This is a genomic window from Mesorhizobium sp. M6A.T.Cr.TU.014.01.1.1, assembly GCF_004022765.1.
Lineage (GTDB): Bacteria > Pseudomonadota > Alphaproteobacteria > Rhizobiales > Rhizobiaceae > Mesorhizobium > Mesorhizobium mediterraneum.
This window is the reverse complement of sequence record NZ_RZPG01000024.1, coordinates 1-14471: the sequence shown is the minus strand read 5'-3', so window position 1 is coordinate 14471 and position 14471 is coordinate 1. Positions and strand designations below refer to the sequence as shown.

The window sequence follows — 14471 nt, the reverse complement described above, 5'->3', positions numbered from 1 at the left end:
TCAGGTGATGCCGGCCTGCAAATGGCGGCTTCCTGCGCTTCCGGTGCTCACGTACTCAAAGTACGCTCCGCTCCGGTTCTCGGAAACCACCATTTTCGGCTCGGCCTGACCTGAATATCAACAGACCTCGATCTGCTCGGGGGTTATCACGGACCGCGCGCCATGCAAACAACCTTGAAAATCGGAACACGCGGCAGCCCGCTGGCGCTGGCGCAGGCGCATGAAACGCAGGCGCGGCTGATGGCCGCGCATGGCATGCCGGTTGAGGCGTTCGAGGTGGTCGTCATCTCGACCAGTGGCGACCGCATCCAGGACCGGCCGCTGTCGGAAGCCGGCGGCAAAGGGCTGTTCACCAAGGAGATCGAGGAAGCGCTGCTGGCGCGCCGTATCGACATCGCCGTGCATTCGTCGAAAGACATGCCGACGGTGTTGCCCGACGGGCTGGAGCTGTCCGCCTTCCTGCCGCGCGAGGATGCCCGCGACGCTTTCGTCGGCAAAGCGGCGAAGACAATCGCCGGACTGCCGCAGGGCGCGAAGGTCGGCTCGTCGTCGCTCAGGCGTCAGGCATTGATTCGGCGCATGCGGCCGGACCTCGACGTGGTGATGTTCCGCGGCAATGTGCAGACGCGGCTGCGCAAGCTCGACGAGGGCATCGCCGACGGCACCATCCTCGCCTATGCCGGGCTGAAGCGGCTTGCCCTGGAGCATGTCGTCACCGACCTGATGCCGCTCGACACCTTTCCGCCGGCGCCCGGGCAAGGTGCCATCTGCATCGAAAGCCGTATCGGCGACCGCGATGTGGAAAGGATGCTGACGGCAATCCATGACGTGCCGACCGGACAGGCTCTGGCCTGCGAGCGCGCCTTCCTGGCGGCGCTCGACGGGTCGTGCCGCACGCCGATCGCCGGCCATGCGGTCATCGCCAACGGAACCGTCTTCTTCGCTGGGCTGATCATCTCGCCGGACGGCACGCAATCACATGAGGTCGAGGCGGAAGGCCCGGCGCAAGATGCCGCCCGCATCGGCAACGAAGCTGCTAGGACCGTGCGGGCCAAGGTCGGCGAAAAATTCTTCGACGGCTGGGCCTGACATGGTTCGCGTCCTGGTGACGAGGCCGGAACCGGGCGCCTCGCGCACAATGCGGCGGCTTGAGGACCGGGGGTTTAAGCCGATCCCGCTGCCATTGACCGAAACGGTGGCTCTGCCCGTCGACGTGGAGGGGGTCGCAAACAATGCCGTGGCCGTTGCGGTCACCAGCGCCAATGCCGTGCGCCATGCGCCGAGGGAAATTATCGCGGCGCTCGCCGCTTTGCCCTGCCATGCCGTCGGCAGAAGGACGGCAGAAGCGGCCCGCGCTGCGGGATTCTTGTCCGTCAGCGAAGGCCCCGGCGATGCCGAGGCGCTGGCGGATGCGCTTGCCGGCGGCTTCATGGCAAAGACGATCATCTATCTGTGTGGACGCGTGCGGTTTCCGGCGTTCGAGGCGCGGCTGAAGGCCGCTTGTGTCGCCGTCCGCGCCATCGAGACCTACGACACAGTCACCCTGGACCATTCGGACGCCGCAATCCTTGCATGCCTGTCCGGCCAGCCGGTTGAAGCGGTGCTTCTTTATTCGGCCAAGGCGGCGACAGCGATGCAGGCCCTGGCTGGCCGGCCGGCGCTGCGTGGTCTTTTTGAAGAGACATGGTTTTTCGTCCTGTCCGGACGTATCGCCGCAGCCTTGGAGGCTGTCGCCTCAGAAAAGCTCCGGGTTGCGCCGGAGCCCAGCGAGGAGGCGTTGCTGGAACTTTTGCGGACGTGGCGTTGACCCCGTGTCATCACGCCGCCCCTTTTCACCGCTTGGTGATGTGCTAGACCCTTTCTGAACCATCCCGAAGCGAATTTTGCGGAGCCCAAGCATGGTCAAGACGCCGAAGATGCGGCATTCGAAAAGCCGTCGCGAGCCTGTGACCATCGAGCTCGAACCCGGGGCCGTCTCGCGCGTTGCCGACGAGAATGCCGCCAACGGGCGGACCGACGAGGCGAAAGCGGAGGAGGCGGCGAACGCGTCGCAGCCGGGTGCGCCTGAAGAACCCATGCATGCCGACCAGACCGACATCGAGCCGTGGGAACATGCCGATGCGGCCCCGCCCGCCGGTCCGGAAGAGCCGGCAGAGGGCGGCACCAAAGGTCCTGAAGGACCCAAACCGACTTATCCGGCCGGCTCAGACGCATCGGCGAAACGGGCCTTCGACTACAGCTTCGACGACGCATCTGCCAAAGCCAGCGGGATGGGGGCCAAAGGAGCGCCGAAGGAAGCCCAGGCAGGGGATGAAGGCATGGCAGCACAGCCGAGGCGTGGCGGCATCAACGGCATCGCTGCCGGCATTGTCGGCGGCGTCATCGCGCTCGCCGCCGCCGGAGGGCTGCAGTTTGCCGGCCTGCTCGGCGCGCCGGGTTCGGGCGGCGTGTCGCTCGATGGCGTCAATGGCGAAATCGCTTCGCTGAAGAGCGAGATTGCCGGGCTCAAGGACACAGCCGGCAACAATGATGCGTCGGCCAAGGTGGACGGGTTGTCGTCGGCCCTGGATCAGGTCAAGACGGATGTCGCGGCGCTGAAATCGGCGGTCGAGCAGGGTGGGGCCGGCGACACTGCCGGGCTTGCTGCCCTTGGCGACAAAGTCAGGCAGATCGAGACGACTGTTGCTGCCCTTGGTCAGGCAGGCAATACGGCGCCGGTCGATCTCGGGCCGCTCAACGAAAAGCTGGCCGGGCTCGACGCGGCGGTGAAATCCGCCGGTGAGGCGGCATCGGCGCAGGAAGGCCGGCTTGCGGCGCTGGAACAGTCAGTGTCGCAGCTTTCCGGCAAGGTCGAGGCACAGGCGGGACAGCCGAAGATCGCGCTCGCCATCGCCGCTTCGGCGCTGAAGGCAGCAGTCGACGGCGGTGCGCCGTTCGCCGCCGAGCTCGAAACGTTTGCGGCGATTTCACCGGGCGCACCGGAGATCGCAACCTTGCGTCCCTACGCCGAAAAGGGCGTTTCGACACGTGCCGAGATCGCCGCCGAAGTGCCCGCCGCGGCCAATGCCATGGTCGCTGCCACCGAGCCCGTCGACCAGAATGCCGGCTTCCTGCAGAACCTTTTGTCGAGCGCCGAATCACTGGTCAAAGTCAGGCCGATCGGTGCCGTCGAAGGCGCCGGCGCACCGGAAACCGTCGCGCGCATGGAGGTGGCGGTCAGCCAGGGCGACTACGCCAAGGCGCTCAGTGAATACGATACACTGCCCGAGGCGGTGAAGGCCGCCGGCGCCGACTTTGCCGGCAAACTGAAGGCGCGGATCGAGGTCGAGACACAGGTCGACGCGTTGATCGCTGGTGCGATGAAGGCGTGAGGAAAACCCGATGATTCGCATTCTGCTTTTCCTCGCCGTCGTTTTCGCGCTCGGGCTGGGTTTCGCCTGGCTGGCCGACCGGCCGGGCGAGATGGTCGTCACCTTCAGCGGCTATCAGTATCAGGTCAGCCTGATGGTGGCGGCGGTGGCGGTCGTCGCCGTGGTTGCCGCGGTGATGATCGTCTGGTGGCTGATCAAGTCACTGTGGAACAGCCCCTACACCATCTCGCGCTATTTCCGCGTGCGCCGCCGCGACCGTGGCTATCAGGCGCTATCGACCGGCATGATCGCCGCCGGCGCCGGTGACGGAGCACTCGCCCGCAAGAAGACCAAGGAAGCGGCAAAGCTGATCCGCTCTGACCAGGAGCCGTTGATCCAGCTGCTGGAGGCGCAAGCCTCTCTGCTCGAAGGCGACCACGAGGGCGCCCGCGAAAAGTTCGAGACCATGCTCGACGATCCCGAAATGCGGCTGCTTGGCCTGCGCGGGCTTTATCTCGAGGCCGAACGCCTCGGCGATCGCAACGCGGCGCGCCACTATGCCGGCCGCGCCGCGGCGATGGCGCCGCAGCTGGCCTGGGCCGCCGAATCGACGCTGGAAGACCTGACCGGGCGCGGCGACTGGGACAGCGCGCTGAAATTGGTCGAGGCGCAGAAATCGACGCGCCAGATCGAGCGCGACGCCGCCAACCGGCGCCGCGCTGTGCTGCTCACCGCCAAGGCGCAGGCGCTGATCGACAGCGATCCCAATGCCGCCAAAACCGCTGCTCTCGAGGCCAATCGACTGCGGCCGGATTTCGCGCCGGCGGCGGTCGTCGCAGCCAAACTGCTGTTCAGGCAGAACGATGTGCGCAAGGGCGCGAAGATCCTCGAAGCGGCGTGGAAAGCCGAGCCGCATCCGGAGATCGCCGAGCTTTACACCCACGCCCGGCCTGCCGATGCCGTCCTCGACCGTCTGAATCGGGCGAAGAAACTGCAGGAGATGAAGAAGAATCACGCCGAATCCTCGCTGACGGTGGCGCGCGCCGCGCTCGATGCGCAAGATTACAAGACCGCCCGCCAGGAGGCCGAGGCAGCCATTCGCATGGATCGCCGCGAAGGCGCCTATCTGCTTCTGGCCGACATCGAGGAGGCCGAGACCGGCGATCAGGGTAAGGTGCGGCAGCTTCTGTCCAAGGCGGTGCGTGCACCGCGCGATCCGGCCTGGGTTGCCGACGGCCTCGTCTCCGAACGCTGGGCGCCAGTGTCGCCGATCACCGGCAAGCTCGACGCCTTCGAATGGCGGGCGCCGATGGAGCGGCTCGGTCAGCTCATCGACAGTAATGAGGACGCGGCGGATGCCGCGGTGCCGACCATTGCGGCGCCAATCAAGCCGGCAAAGGAAAATGTGATCGAGCTGAACCCCGCTGTTTCGGCCGAAAAACCGACTACCGCGGCGGCACCGGAACGTGGCGAAGACGAAGACCAAGTTACGCCGGTCACCGCCACGGCCTTTGCCGCGGTGCCGCCGGATGCTGAAGCTGTCGAACCGGCGGAGGAACTGGCCCGGCTGCCCGACGATCCCGGCGTCGACCCGGACGAAGACCAAAAATCGCCACGCAGGTTTCGCTTGTTCTGATTTGGTCGAGCTTGATAGTTTTGCCCGATGGGAAGTAAGAATCACATGTTCGAACGTGTTCTGTCGTTTCTGAAGGACCTGCCAGCAGGTGGCAGCGCCCGCAACAACGCCGATGATCCGCGCGTTGCCGCATCCGCCCTTCTCTACCATGTGATGAGTGCCGACGGCGTGCGTCAGGATGCCGAATGGGAGCGCTTCAAGGCGGTGCTGGCGGAAAGCTATTCGATCAGCGGCGACGAGCTCGACGCGCTGGCCGCCGCCGGCGAGCGGGCCGACAATGAGGCGATCGACCTCTACGCCTTCACCAGCGTGTTGAAGGGCCAGCTCGATCCGGACGCGCGAAAAGCCTTCATCGGCCTGATGTGGGAAATCGTCTATGCCGATGGCGAATTGCATGAACTCGAGGACAATATCGTCTGGCGGGTCGCCGAGCTGATCGGCGTCGAACGCCGCGACCGCGTCGAGGCACGCCGCAAGGCGGCGGCCGAAGCGCCGGGCGCCACCGGAACGTCGAGCGACGAATAGACAGGATCCCCATGCCATCCACGCCGAGGCCGAGACCAAAAATCCTGATCGTGCTGCATCAGGAGAGTTCGAGCCCCGGGCGCGTCGGCCACATGCTTATCGAAGAAGGCTTCGACCTCGATCTCCGCTGCCCGCCGCTCGGCGACGCCTTGCCGGAAACACTGGACGGTCATGCCGGGACCGTGGTGTTCGGTGGACCGATGAGCGCCAATGACGAGGATGACTTCGTCCGCCGCGAGACCGACTGGCTGAAAGTTCCGCTCAGGGAGAACCGGCCGTTGCTCGGCATCTGCCTCGGCGCGCAGATGCTGGTCAATCATCTTGGCGGTAGGGTCGAGGGTCATGGCGAGGGGCTGGTCGAGATCGGCTGGTATCCGCTGCAGGCGACCGAGGATGGCAAGAAGCTGATGCACTGGCCTGAGATGGTCTACCAGTTTCACCGCGAAGGCTTTTCGCTGCCGCGGGACGCGACGCTGCTGGCGACGGCCGAAACCTATCCCAACCAGGCCTTTCGTTATGGCGACAATGCCTGGGGCATCCAGTTCCATGGCGAATTGACCCGGGCGATGATGCAGCGCTGGGTCGTTCGCGGCGCGCACCGCTTCGAGTTGCCCGGCGCGCAGCCCGGCCGCGATCATCTCGGCGGCCGGCTGATCTGGGACATGCATCTCAAACGCTGGCTCGACGAATTCCTGCAGACGATCTTCGGCAGGCCCGCACTGTCCTAATCTAGTCTAACAGCTGACCCTTTGTGAGACGCGCTCGCTGGTCGCCCTTCGTCATTGTCGTCGTATTGCGCTCAGCTGAGTTCTTGGGCGAGTCCGATGAGAAGCCCTTCAGGCCCGCGGATGTAGCAGAGCCGATACGCGTCTTTATACTGGACTACTTCGCCTACGAGCTGCGCGCCGCGATTGCGGAGCCTTTCAAGCGTCTCGTCGATGTTGTCCACGGCGAACATGACGCGGAGGTAGCCTAGAGCATTAACCGGGGCGTTGCGGTGATCCGCGACGGCAGGTGGCGTGAGGAAGCGGGATAGCTCGAGCCGGCCGTGGCCGTCCGGCGTGCGCATCATGGCAATCTCGACGCGCTGATCGCCCAGTCCAGTGACACGTCCGGCCCATTCTCCTTCGATCGTGCCGCGCCCTTCGAGCTCAAGGCCGAGCTCGCGAAAGAAATCGATCGTCCCTTCGAGGTCATCGACGACGATTCCTACGTTGTCCATCCGTTTGAGCGCCATGTGTCCAATCTACAAGGTGTCGTCCTAGGCCGTAAACTCATAAACTGCTTGCCAGGTGAGCATTCAGGGCTCTGGAAGGGAGCCTTGTGATGCGTCGCTGGTTGATCTGAGGGATTTTGCACTTCGCTACTGGATTAAAGGGTTATGTGTCTACGGCCTAGCGTATGCCGGGGCGTGCGCTTCTGGCGACCATTGCGACGATTGTTTCGAAGAGTTCGTCCCGCGCCTGCGCGGCCGTGATTTCTGCGGTCGCGGCAGCATAGGACAGGGCCTCGGCTGCACCGAGCATCGCCCAAAGGCCCGCTGAAGCGACAGCACCAGTTCCGGCGAATGGGGCAAGCGCAATCCGGCACCTCTCGATGAACGCCGTCTCGCAGTCGCGCTTGATCCTTTCAAGCTCAGGCGAACCGGCCAGCGCAGCGATGACACCGGGTATCTCGCGGCCTTGGAGAAGCACGCAGTCGACATAGGAGGACGCGATAACCGCGGCTCGGCCCGCCAAGGTCGGTTCGCTCGCCTGAAGCGCGGCGTCCATGAGCGCATTCTGACGCGCGTCGAATTCCCGATAGAGCGCCGCCAGCAGCCCGGACCGCGTGCCGAAATGGTCGTAAACGACAGGTTTTGTAACAGCCGACTGCTCGGCCAGCCGTCCGAGCGTCAGGGCTTCCGTTCCTTCTTCCCCAATCAGCCGCCATGCGACGTCCAGAAGCTGGCGATGCCGTTCCTCTCGCGACAGCCGGCGACGCGGTCGCGGATGGGAAGCCTGATCACTCATTTCGGCGCTTGACATGGCTATATACCAAAAGTAACTTACTAAGAGTATATAAGTTTGGGCGTTCGGCCGCAACCAACCAGCAGGAGTTTTCGATATGCACGCGCTGATCGTTATCGCGCATCCCGATCCCAGCTCGCTCAGCCATAGCGTCGCCAGGCATGTCGCCGAGGGTGTGTCCCTGTCCGATCCCGGCAATTCCTTCGAAATTGCGGATCTTGCGGCGGAAGGCTTCGATCCGAGGTTCACCGCGACGGATCTCGCCGTCCATCGCAGGGAGACGCCGCCCTCAGCCGATGTTGCCGCCGAGCAAGCGAGGATTGATCGCGCCGATGCCCTCGTGCTGGTCTATCCCGTCTACTGGTGGTCGATGCCGGGGCTTCTCAAGGGATGGATCGACCGGGTATTCGCAAATGGCTGGGCTTACGATGAAGGCCCAGACGCCAAACTGGTGAAGAGGCTTCGCCACCTCCGGGCTCATCTGGTTGCCCTCGGAGGCGCCAACTTGCGAACCTATGAGCGGCACGGCTATTTCGGAGCCATGAAGACGCAGATCGATCATGGCATCTTCGATTACTGTGGCGCGTCCGTCGTGACGTCCGAGCTGCTGCTCGGCTCGGAGACGCAGGATCCAGCCTCTAATTTCGGCGCCGCGCGCGCCATCGGCGGCAACCTCTTCAAGGCATCCGCGCGAGGCGCGGAGGCAGCTTGAGCGCGTAGCGCACCGGCAGCACATGGCACGGTGTTCGCGGCCCCCGTGCCTGGATCAGTGCCGCCTGAAGCGCCTACAACTCCTGCCGGTTCGACCGAAGCCGGAGTCGTTAATGTTGACGTCAGACCGGCAGGCCGTTCTGCTTTCGTAGGCTTTTGTCGAATGCGGATGCCGGGACGAAACGGCGCAGGAAACTGACCTGGCGTGCCATTTTTCCCGCCGCATAGCGCCTCCTCGGAACGGAATCGGTCGCTGCTTTCAAGACCGTCCCGGCTACAATTTCGGGAGCATCACCTGTTTCCATCGCTTTGCGCAGGATCACATCCATGCCAGCGCGCGCAGCGTCATAGATCTCAAGCAACTGGTCTGGCCTGGCGAGATTTTCTTCAAATGACGTTCGGGTATAGGCGGGCTCGACCAACACGACGCGAATTCCGAAAGGGCGCAGTTCGTGGTCGAGCGATTCGGAATAGCCCTCGATGGCATGTTTGGTCGACGCATAGAGCGCGGAATAAGGTGCTGGGATTAAACCCAGCACAGAACTCAAATTGACGATTCTGCCCTTCCCTTGACGGCGCATTGCCGGCAGGACCGCGTTGGTCACGCGGAGAACGCCGAAGACGTTCACGTCGAACAGCGCCTGAGCCTGGACGGTCGAGGACTCCTCCGCGCCGCCGAGCAGGCCGACGCCGGCATTGTTGACGAGCAGGTCGATACGCCCGGCTTCAGCCAACACGTCATCGACCAGTTTCGCAACGGACGCGTCATCGGTGACGTCGCAGGTCAGCATGGTAACGCCGTCGGATCGTTCGGCGACCGCACGACGGCTGGTTCCGAACACGCGAAAGCCCGCGTTCTGCAGGGCTTTGGCCGTTGCGTGCCCGATGCCGGTGGATGCCCCCGTCACCAGGGCGACGCCAAGATTGGTGTTATTCATGGAAATCACTTCTTTCTATGTGCTGGATTGCCGGCTGCAGGCGTGCGCAGATGGAGATAGGCGCACGCCCCGCGATCCGATGAGGCCATTACTCGGCAATGGCCCCAGTTTGCTGGTTGGACACTGATCCCACCTCGGTGACGGTAAGCTTGTCGCCGGAGCGCGAAATCTCGAGGTTTTGCTCAGGCTCGCCCAATTTCCGCGGCACGGATATCGTAGCCGACTGCCCTTCGGCGAGAGTGGCCGAGAAGCGCAAGGGAATCCCGGTCTCTCCTTCCGCTATCGTTGCGATCACCCGATAGCCGTCATTTTCGTCGGTGTAGTGCAAGACGCCGCGAAAACCGCCGAGATCGATACTCTCCCCGGCCATGGCCGACAGCTCACCGGCATGCAACGGGGACGCGGCCAGGAAGAATGCCGCCACGCCACCGATAAGGTTGATCATCGCGAGGCTCCGTTTAGATGTTGCCGATCTCGGCTGGCCGGCGGCGACATGATGCATCGGTTGCGCGCTCTGACGGTTAAATTCCGGGTTGGTCCTGTTCATGGAAGTCACTCCTTCTTTGTGCTGGATTGCATTTCAAAAAGATGTTAATATCATTTCGATATCAAGTCACTATCAAAATGATATTAACGTGAAAAATCTTTCCGATGCCTTTTGCCCGATCGCCCGCGGCCTCACCTGCGTCGGCGATGCGTGGAGCATGCTGATCCTTCGCGACGCGAGCCTGGGCCTCACGCGCTTTGACGAATTCCGGAAAAGTCTGGGCATCGCTCCCACCATTCTGACCCGGCGGCTGGCGACGCTGACGGAAGAGGGACTTCTGGAAAAGCGGCGCTACTCGGAGCGGCCTCCGCGCGATGAGTATGTGCTGACGGCGGCCGGACGCGATTTCTTGCCGGTGCTCATCTTACTGGGTGCGTGGGGACGCCAGTACCGCGGCGAAGGCAGGTTGGCGCGATACGTCGACGCAGAGACAGGAGAAGAAATCGAGCCGGTGGCCGTGGATGCCGTCACAGGGGCAAAGATCGGCACCCGCCCGATTCGCGTTGCAACACCCGAATAGCATCCGCGATCGCAAGCGCCGGGCTGCCAGGCGGTCGGAAGTCAATCACCGGACTCTGCGATGCTTGCGCCGGCCAGCTGGTCCGTCCAGCGCCGGAATAGCGCGCTGGCATTGACGCCTCCGAAGCCGAAGCCGTTGGAGATCGCGTAGTCCATTCCCATCGGCCGGGCTTGGTTTGCGACGAAGTCGATCCCGTCGCCCGCTGGATCCGGAGCGCTCAAATTAAGGGTTGGTGGCGCCACTTGATCCCTCAGCGCCAGGATTGCGAAGATGGCTCCAAGCCCGCCGGCGGCTCCGAGCAGGTGTCCGGTCGCCGATTTGGTTGCGCTGACAGCTATGCTGGAATCTGCCCCGAAGATTCTTTTGATCGCCTCGATTTCCCCGAGATCACCGACTGGCGTGGAGGTCGCGTGCGCATTGAGATGAGATACCTCACGCGCCGAAATGCCGGCTTGGGCAATCGCGATCTCCATGGCTCGGCGCGCGCCGTCGCCGTCCTCGGGACCGGAGGTGACGTGATGAGCATCCGCCGTCGTGCCGTAGCCGACGAGCTCGGCGAGTGGTTTCGCGCCGCGCGCAAGCGCGTGGCTCAGTTCCTCGATAATCAGGATGCCGGCCCCTTCACCCATGACGAAGCCGTCCCGCGACGTGTCGAAGGGGCGCGAGGCTTGAGCCGGCGTCTCATTGAAGCCGGTGGAAAGAGAGCGTGCGGCAGCAAACCCACCGAGACTGACGATGTTCATGCATGCTTCCGTGCCGCCGCACACGGCGATATCGGCTTCATTGGCGCGGATAAGACGGGCCGCGTCGCCGATCGCCTGAATGCCGGCCGCGCACGCCGTCACCGGTGCGCCGAGTGGCCCCTTGAGACCATAGCGGATCGAGATGTGGCCTGCCGCAAGGTTAACCAGGAAGGACGGCACCGTAAAAGGCGAGAGACGGCGGACGCCGCGCCCGTCGACCGTGCGCACCGCCTCGGTTATGGCTGGGAACCCGCCGACCCCTGAAGCAATGATCGTTGCCGTGCGCAGGCGAGCCGCTTCCAAGGCAGGCTTCCATTTCGCCTGCGCAAGCGCCTCTTCTGCCGCCGCCAGCGCAAAGAGAATGAACCGATCCACCTTGCGCCGATCTTTCGCAGCCAGGATGGCATCGGGATCGAAACCAGCGTCCGGATCTTCTTCCAAGGAGGGAACCACGCCGCCGATCTTCGCCGGCAGGTCTCCCACGACATCGTCCGAAAGCCTACGAATGCCCGAGCGACCGGCCAGGAGGCGTGACCAGGACGCTTCGACATTGGCAGCAAGGGGCGTGACCGCTCCCATGCCTGTAACGACAATTCGTCGCATCTGCTCTCCTATCAATTTGGGTGCGCCGCCAGCGTTGCCTACGCCGTTCAAGCGGCGACTGCTTCGCGAACCTGATCGGTCGCCGCATCCAGAAAAGCCTGCGCGAGATCGGGGTCGTTGACGACGCGCGAGAGCAGCACCGCGCCGACCATTGTCGAGAGAATGGCCATGGTCCTGCCGCCAGCCTCCTCGCCGTCGGCCTCGCTAACCCAACTGCCGAGCATCTCAAGGTATTCCCTGATCCCGGCCTCGAATGACGCCTTGACCTCGGCACCCTGTCTGGCGGCATCCGAGCCGAGCGCCACGACCGGGCAGCCGTCCATCTTTTCTCCGCGATGGCCCATGCTGAGGTAGAATGCGATCACCGCGCCGAGCGGATCCTCAGGCTTTGCCGCAGTCGCGGCCGACCATCGGTGAGTGGCGCTCTCCATCGCCCGCCTGGACGCCTGCGCCGCCAGGTCCTCCTTTGATGCGAACTGCTTGTAAAAGGCGCCCTGGGTCAGACCGGCTCCCTTCATAAGATCTTTAAGGCCGATGCCGTCAAAGCCGCGCTCCCGAAAAAGGCGGCTTGCCACATTGATCACGGTTTCACGGTTTTCCGCGGCCTGCATGCGACTCACGCGCATCATCATCTCCTTTTTTAGATTGCATTCGTAATCTATAACCATTATAGAGGACGGATGCAATCTATTTCGAGATGAGGCGATGGGCATGAAAAAGAGACCCGCCATCTTGCTGGCGGGCGTGGCGGCGAACGTCGTCAAAAATCACCGGACGGGAGCGCCACACGGTGCCCTCGATCACGCCGTCGAATAAGTTTGGAGGAGAGGTCAAATGCTATACAGTTATTTTGTCGAGAAATCGATCCGACAGAGCTTCGACCACGTCAACAACCATCGCTGGAATGCGGCGGTGAAAGCACTCGTGCCGCGTGTCCGTCACCGCGTTTCCGGCGCCCACGCGCTTGGTGGTGAGCGCCACGACAAAGAAGCCGTGCGCCGCTGGTTTGAGCGCCTCGGCCGCGTCCTGCCTAATCTCCATCTCACGGTCAACCACATCTGGGTGAAGGGCTGGCCGTGGCATACCACCGTGTTTGCCCAGTGGGACGGCACCGCAACGCTGCTCAACGGCGACGCGTCGTACGTCAACCGTGGTCTCCACGTGTTCACCCTGCGGTGGGGCAGGGTCTATGCACTCGAGGAATTTTACGATTCACAAGCAGCGGCCCGCGGTCTTGCCGCCCAAGCGGCAGCTGGCCTCGATGAAGCTGCCGCCGAACAAATTGTGAGCTAGCAGCTCGCTTGGACGGGCACCTCGACGGTGACGCCGCGGGGTCGCCTTCGTCGTTGGCGCGGTCCTCGCTGGGCATCGCCCGCAGACGACCCATCCGCCCGAATTCGATCACCTCTGCCGTCTGCTGCGCCCGGATCAGTGCGCTCTGGATCAGTTTCGCCCGTTGAGGTGGCGCACCTTGCGCAGCTGCGGGAACAGCACCGCCCACAACCCGGCGACAATGACTGCGCCGACGCCGCCAATCACCACCGCGGGCACGGTGCCGATCAACGCCGCCATGGTGCCTGCGCGGAATTCGCCGAGCTCGTTGGAGGCGCCAACGAAGACCTGGTTGACGGCGTTGACGCGACCGCGCACCTGGTCCGGGGTCCACAGCTGGATCAGCGTCTCTCTGATATAGACGCTGAACATGTCGGTGGCGCCGAGCAAGGCGAGTGCTGCGATCGACAGCCAGGTGATGGTGGAGAGGCCGAACAGCACGGTAAAGGTGCCGAACAGCGCGACGAAGCCGAGCATCACTAGGCCGGCGTGGTTGCGGATCGGATGTCCGGCCAGCCAGATGGCAACGCAGATGGCGCCGATGCCCGGTGCCGAGCGCAACAGTCCGAGGCCCCACGGGCCGAGTTCGAGGATGTCGCGCGCGTAGACCGGCAGCAGTGCTGTGGCGCCGGACAAAAGCACGGCGAACAGATCGAGCGAAATGGCGCCGAGCACGATCTTCTCGCTCCAGATATAGCCGAAGCCGGCAAACAGGGTCTGCATCGTCGGCTTGTCGGTCTCGCTGCGCTGGGCTGGCTTCGGGATGGTGAAGATCAGCACCGCGGCGACAAACATCAGAACGGCAGCGGTGCCGTATGCTGCTTCGGCCGAAAGCCCGTAGAGCAGGCCGCCGGCGACGGGTCCAATGATGGTTGCCGTCTGCCAGGCTGACGAATTCCAGGCGATTGCGTTGCCAAAATCCTCTGGTGGCACGAGATTGGCGAACAGCGACGCTGCGGCCGGTCCGAAGAAGGCGCGCGCGATGCCGAACATGGCGAGCACGCCGAAGATCAAGCCCGGTCCGCTAAGGCCGCGCAGCGTCAGCAGCAGCAGAGCCAGCGCGCAGATCGCCTCCAGCAGGACCGTCAGCGCCATAATCAGACGGCGTCCGAAACGGTCGGCGACCACCCCGGTGACCAGCACCAGCAGCAGCGAAGGCAGGAACTGGACAATGCCGACAAGCCCGAGATCGAACGGATCACGGGTCAGGTCATACACCTGCCAGCCGACGGCGACGGATACGATCTGGGTGGCGAATGTGGAGAGGAAGCGCGCCGCCCAATAGCTCAGGAAGGGTTTGTGGCGGAAGGCGGCATAGCGCTGGTCGGGTGATGTTTGTTCGGCTGTCATTTGTGAATGGCCCCGGCGAGACTGTGTATCGGCCGGCGGGGCTCTTCCACAATGGGCGCTGGTCCGACCACAGCGCTTTTTAGAGTCTTTCACGTTTTGACGGAAGCGTACCCGGCGTTTGCGAAGTAGTTCTTGCATTCGCCGGGTTCGATCGTTGCGACGAGATGGCCGATGTGTCGCCAAGTGTCCTCGATGGTGCGTTTCTGA

Annotated in this window: 16 protein-coding genes and 1 pseudogene; 9 read left to right on the top strand and 8 right to left on the bottom strand. The window is 63.6% G+C overall.

The genetic code is table 11. The features are described from left to right. The first annotated feature begins 162 nt into the window (after nt 1–162). The 6 genes from hemC to EN885_RS24210 all read left to right on the top strand — a co-directional run bounded on the left by hemC (nt 163) and on the right by EN885_RS24210 (nt 6239). On the top strand, nt 163–1089 hold the full coding sequence (gene hemC / locus EN885_RS24235; protein ID WP_128243974.1) for a hydroxymethylbilane synthase: 927 nt from the start codon (nt 163–165) through the stop codon (nt 1087–1089). Between the two features lies 1 nt (nt 1090). After that, the gene (locus EN885_RS24230; RefSeq protein WP_128243973.1) at nt 1091–1807 is read left to right on the top strand and encodes a uroporphyrinogen-III synthase; all 717 of its coding nucleotides are present in this window, start codon (nt 1091–1093) and stop codon (nt 1805–1807) included. 91 nt (nt 1808–1898) lie between these two features. After that, a complete protein-coding gene (locus EN885_RS24225; protein WP_127205867.1) occupies nt 1899–3371 on the top strand; it encodes a COG4223 family protein in 1473 nt (490 codons plus the stop codon). Nucleotides 3372–3381: 10 nt separating this feature from the next. Next, on the top strand, nt 3382–4986 hold the full coding sequence (locus EN885_RS24220; protein ID WP_128243972.1) for a heme biosynthesis protein HemY: 1605 nt from the start codon (nt 3382–3384) through the stop codon (nt 4984–4986). A gap of 45 nt (nt 4987–5031) precedes the next feature. Continuing rightward, nucleotides 5032–5511 carry a TerB family tellurite resistance protein gene (locus tag EN885_RS24215; RefSeq protein ID WP_126104376.1) on the top strand — a complete coding sequence of 160 codons (480 nt, stop codon included), beginning with the start codon at nt 5032–5034 and terminating at the stop codon, nt 5509–5511. A gap of 11 nt (nt 5512–5522) precedes the next feature. Continuing rightward, a complete protein-coding gene (locus EN885_RS24210; protein WP_128243971.1) occupies nt 5523–6239 on the top strand; it encodes a glutamine amidotransferase in 717 nt (238 codons plus the stop codon). 71 nt (nt 6240–6310) lie between these two features. On the opposite strand, the gene EN885_RS24205 is transcribed toward EN885_RS24210, so the two are convergent. Next, nucleotides 6311–6748 carry a VOC family protein gene (locus tag EN885_RS24205; RefSeq protein WP_128243970.1) on the bottom strand — a complete coding sequence of 146 codons (438 nt, stop codon included), beginning with the start codon at nt 6746–6748 and terminating at the stop codon, nt 6311–6313. A 157-nt stretch (nt 6749–6905) separates the two neighbouring features. Then, the gene (locus EN885_RS24200) at nt 6906–7538 is read right to left on the bottom strand and encodes a helix-turn-helix domain-containing protein (RefSeq protein WP_128243969.1); all 633 of its coding nucleotides are present in this window, start codon (nt 7536–7538) and stop codon (nt 6906–6908) included. Between the two features lie 79 nt (nt 7539–7617). On the opposite strand from EN885_RS24200, the gene EN885_RS24195 reads away from it, so the two are divergent. Continuing rightward, a complete protein-coding gene (locus EN885_RS24195; protein ID WP_128243968.1) occupies nt 7618–8232 on the top strand; it encodes an NAD(P)H-dependent oxidoreductase in 615 nt (204 codons plus the stop codon). A 121-nt stretch (nt 8233–8353) separates the two neighbouring features. On the opposite strand, the gene EN885_RS24190 is transcribed toward EN885_RS24195, so the two are convergent. Together EN885_RS24190 and EN885_RS24185 are read right to left on the bottom strand one after the other, a co-directional pair. After that, nucleotides 8354–9169 (bottom strand): oxidoreductase, encoded by an 816-nt coding sequence (locus EN885_RS24190; protein WP_128243967.1) that lies wholly within the window; start codon nt 9167–9169, stop codon nt 8354–8356. An 88-nt stretch (nt 9170–9257) separates the two neighbouring features. Next, nucleotides 9258–9716: a hypothetical protein gene (locus EN885_RS24185; RefSeq protein ID WP_245493137.1), complete on the bottom strand. Its 459-nt coding sequence runs from the start codon at nt 9714–9716 to the stop codon at nt 9258–9260. Nucleotides 9717–9804: 88 nt separating this feature from the next. Here EN885_RS24185 and EN885_RS24180 point away from each other — a divergent pair, with 88 nt between their 5' ends. Beyond that, complete coding sequence (locus tag EN885_RS24180) at nt 9805–10236, top strand: helix-turn-helix domain-containing protein (RefSeq protein WP_206072938.1); 432 nt, start codon at nt 9805–9807, stop codon at nt 10234–10236. A gap of 41 nt (nt 10237–10277) precedes the next feature. On the opposite strand, the gene fabF is transcribed toward EN885_RS24180, so the two are convergent. Both fabF and EN885_RS24170 read right to left on the bottom strand, forming a co-directional pair. Further along, nucleotides 10278–11582 (bottom strand): beta-ketoacyl-ACP synthase II, encoded by a 1305-nt coding sequence (gene fabF / locus EN885_RS24175; protein WP_128243966.1) that lies wholly within the window; start codon nt 11580–11582, stop codon nt 10278–10280. 47 nt (nt 11583–11629) lie between these two features. After that, nucleotides 11630–12208, bottom strand: coding sequence for a TetR/AcrR family transcriptional regulator (locus EN885_RS24170; RefSeq protein WP_128243993.1), 579 nt, complete (start codon nt 12206–12208; stop codon nt 11630–11632). Between the two features lie 208 nt (nt 12209–12416). Between EN885_RS24170 and EN885_RS24165 the strand changes: the two genes are divergently transcribed. After that, nucleotides 12417–12875, top strand: coding sequence for a nuclear transport factor 2 family protein (locus tag EN885_RS24165; RefSeq protein WP_127288248.1), 459 nt, complete (start codon nt 12417–12419; stop codon nt 12873–12875). Between the two features lie 150 nt (nt 12876–13025). Here the strand turns inward: EN885_RS24165 and EN885_RS24160 are convergent, their stop codons facing one another. Then, nucleotides 13026–14264, bottom strand: a complete 1239-nt coding sequence (locus EN885_RS24160) for an MFS transporter (protein WP_128243965.1) — start codon at nt 14262–14264, stop codon at nt 13026–13028. An 89-nt stretch (nt 14265–14353) separates the two neighbouring features. Continuing rightward, nucleotides 14354–14471: pseudogene (locus EN885_RS24155) on the bottom strand (IS630 family transposase); the annotation flags it as partial.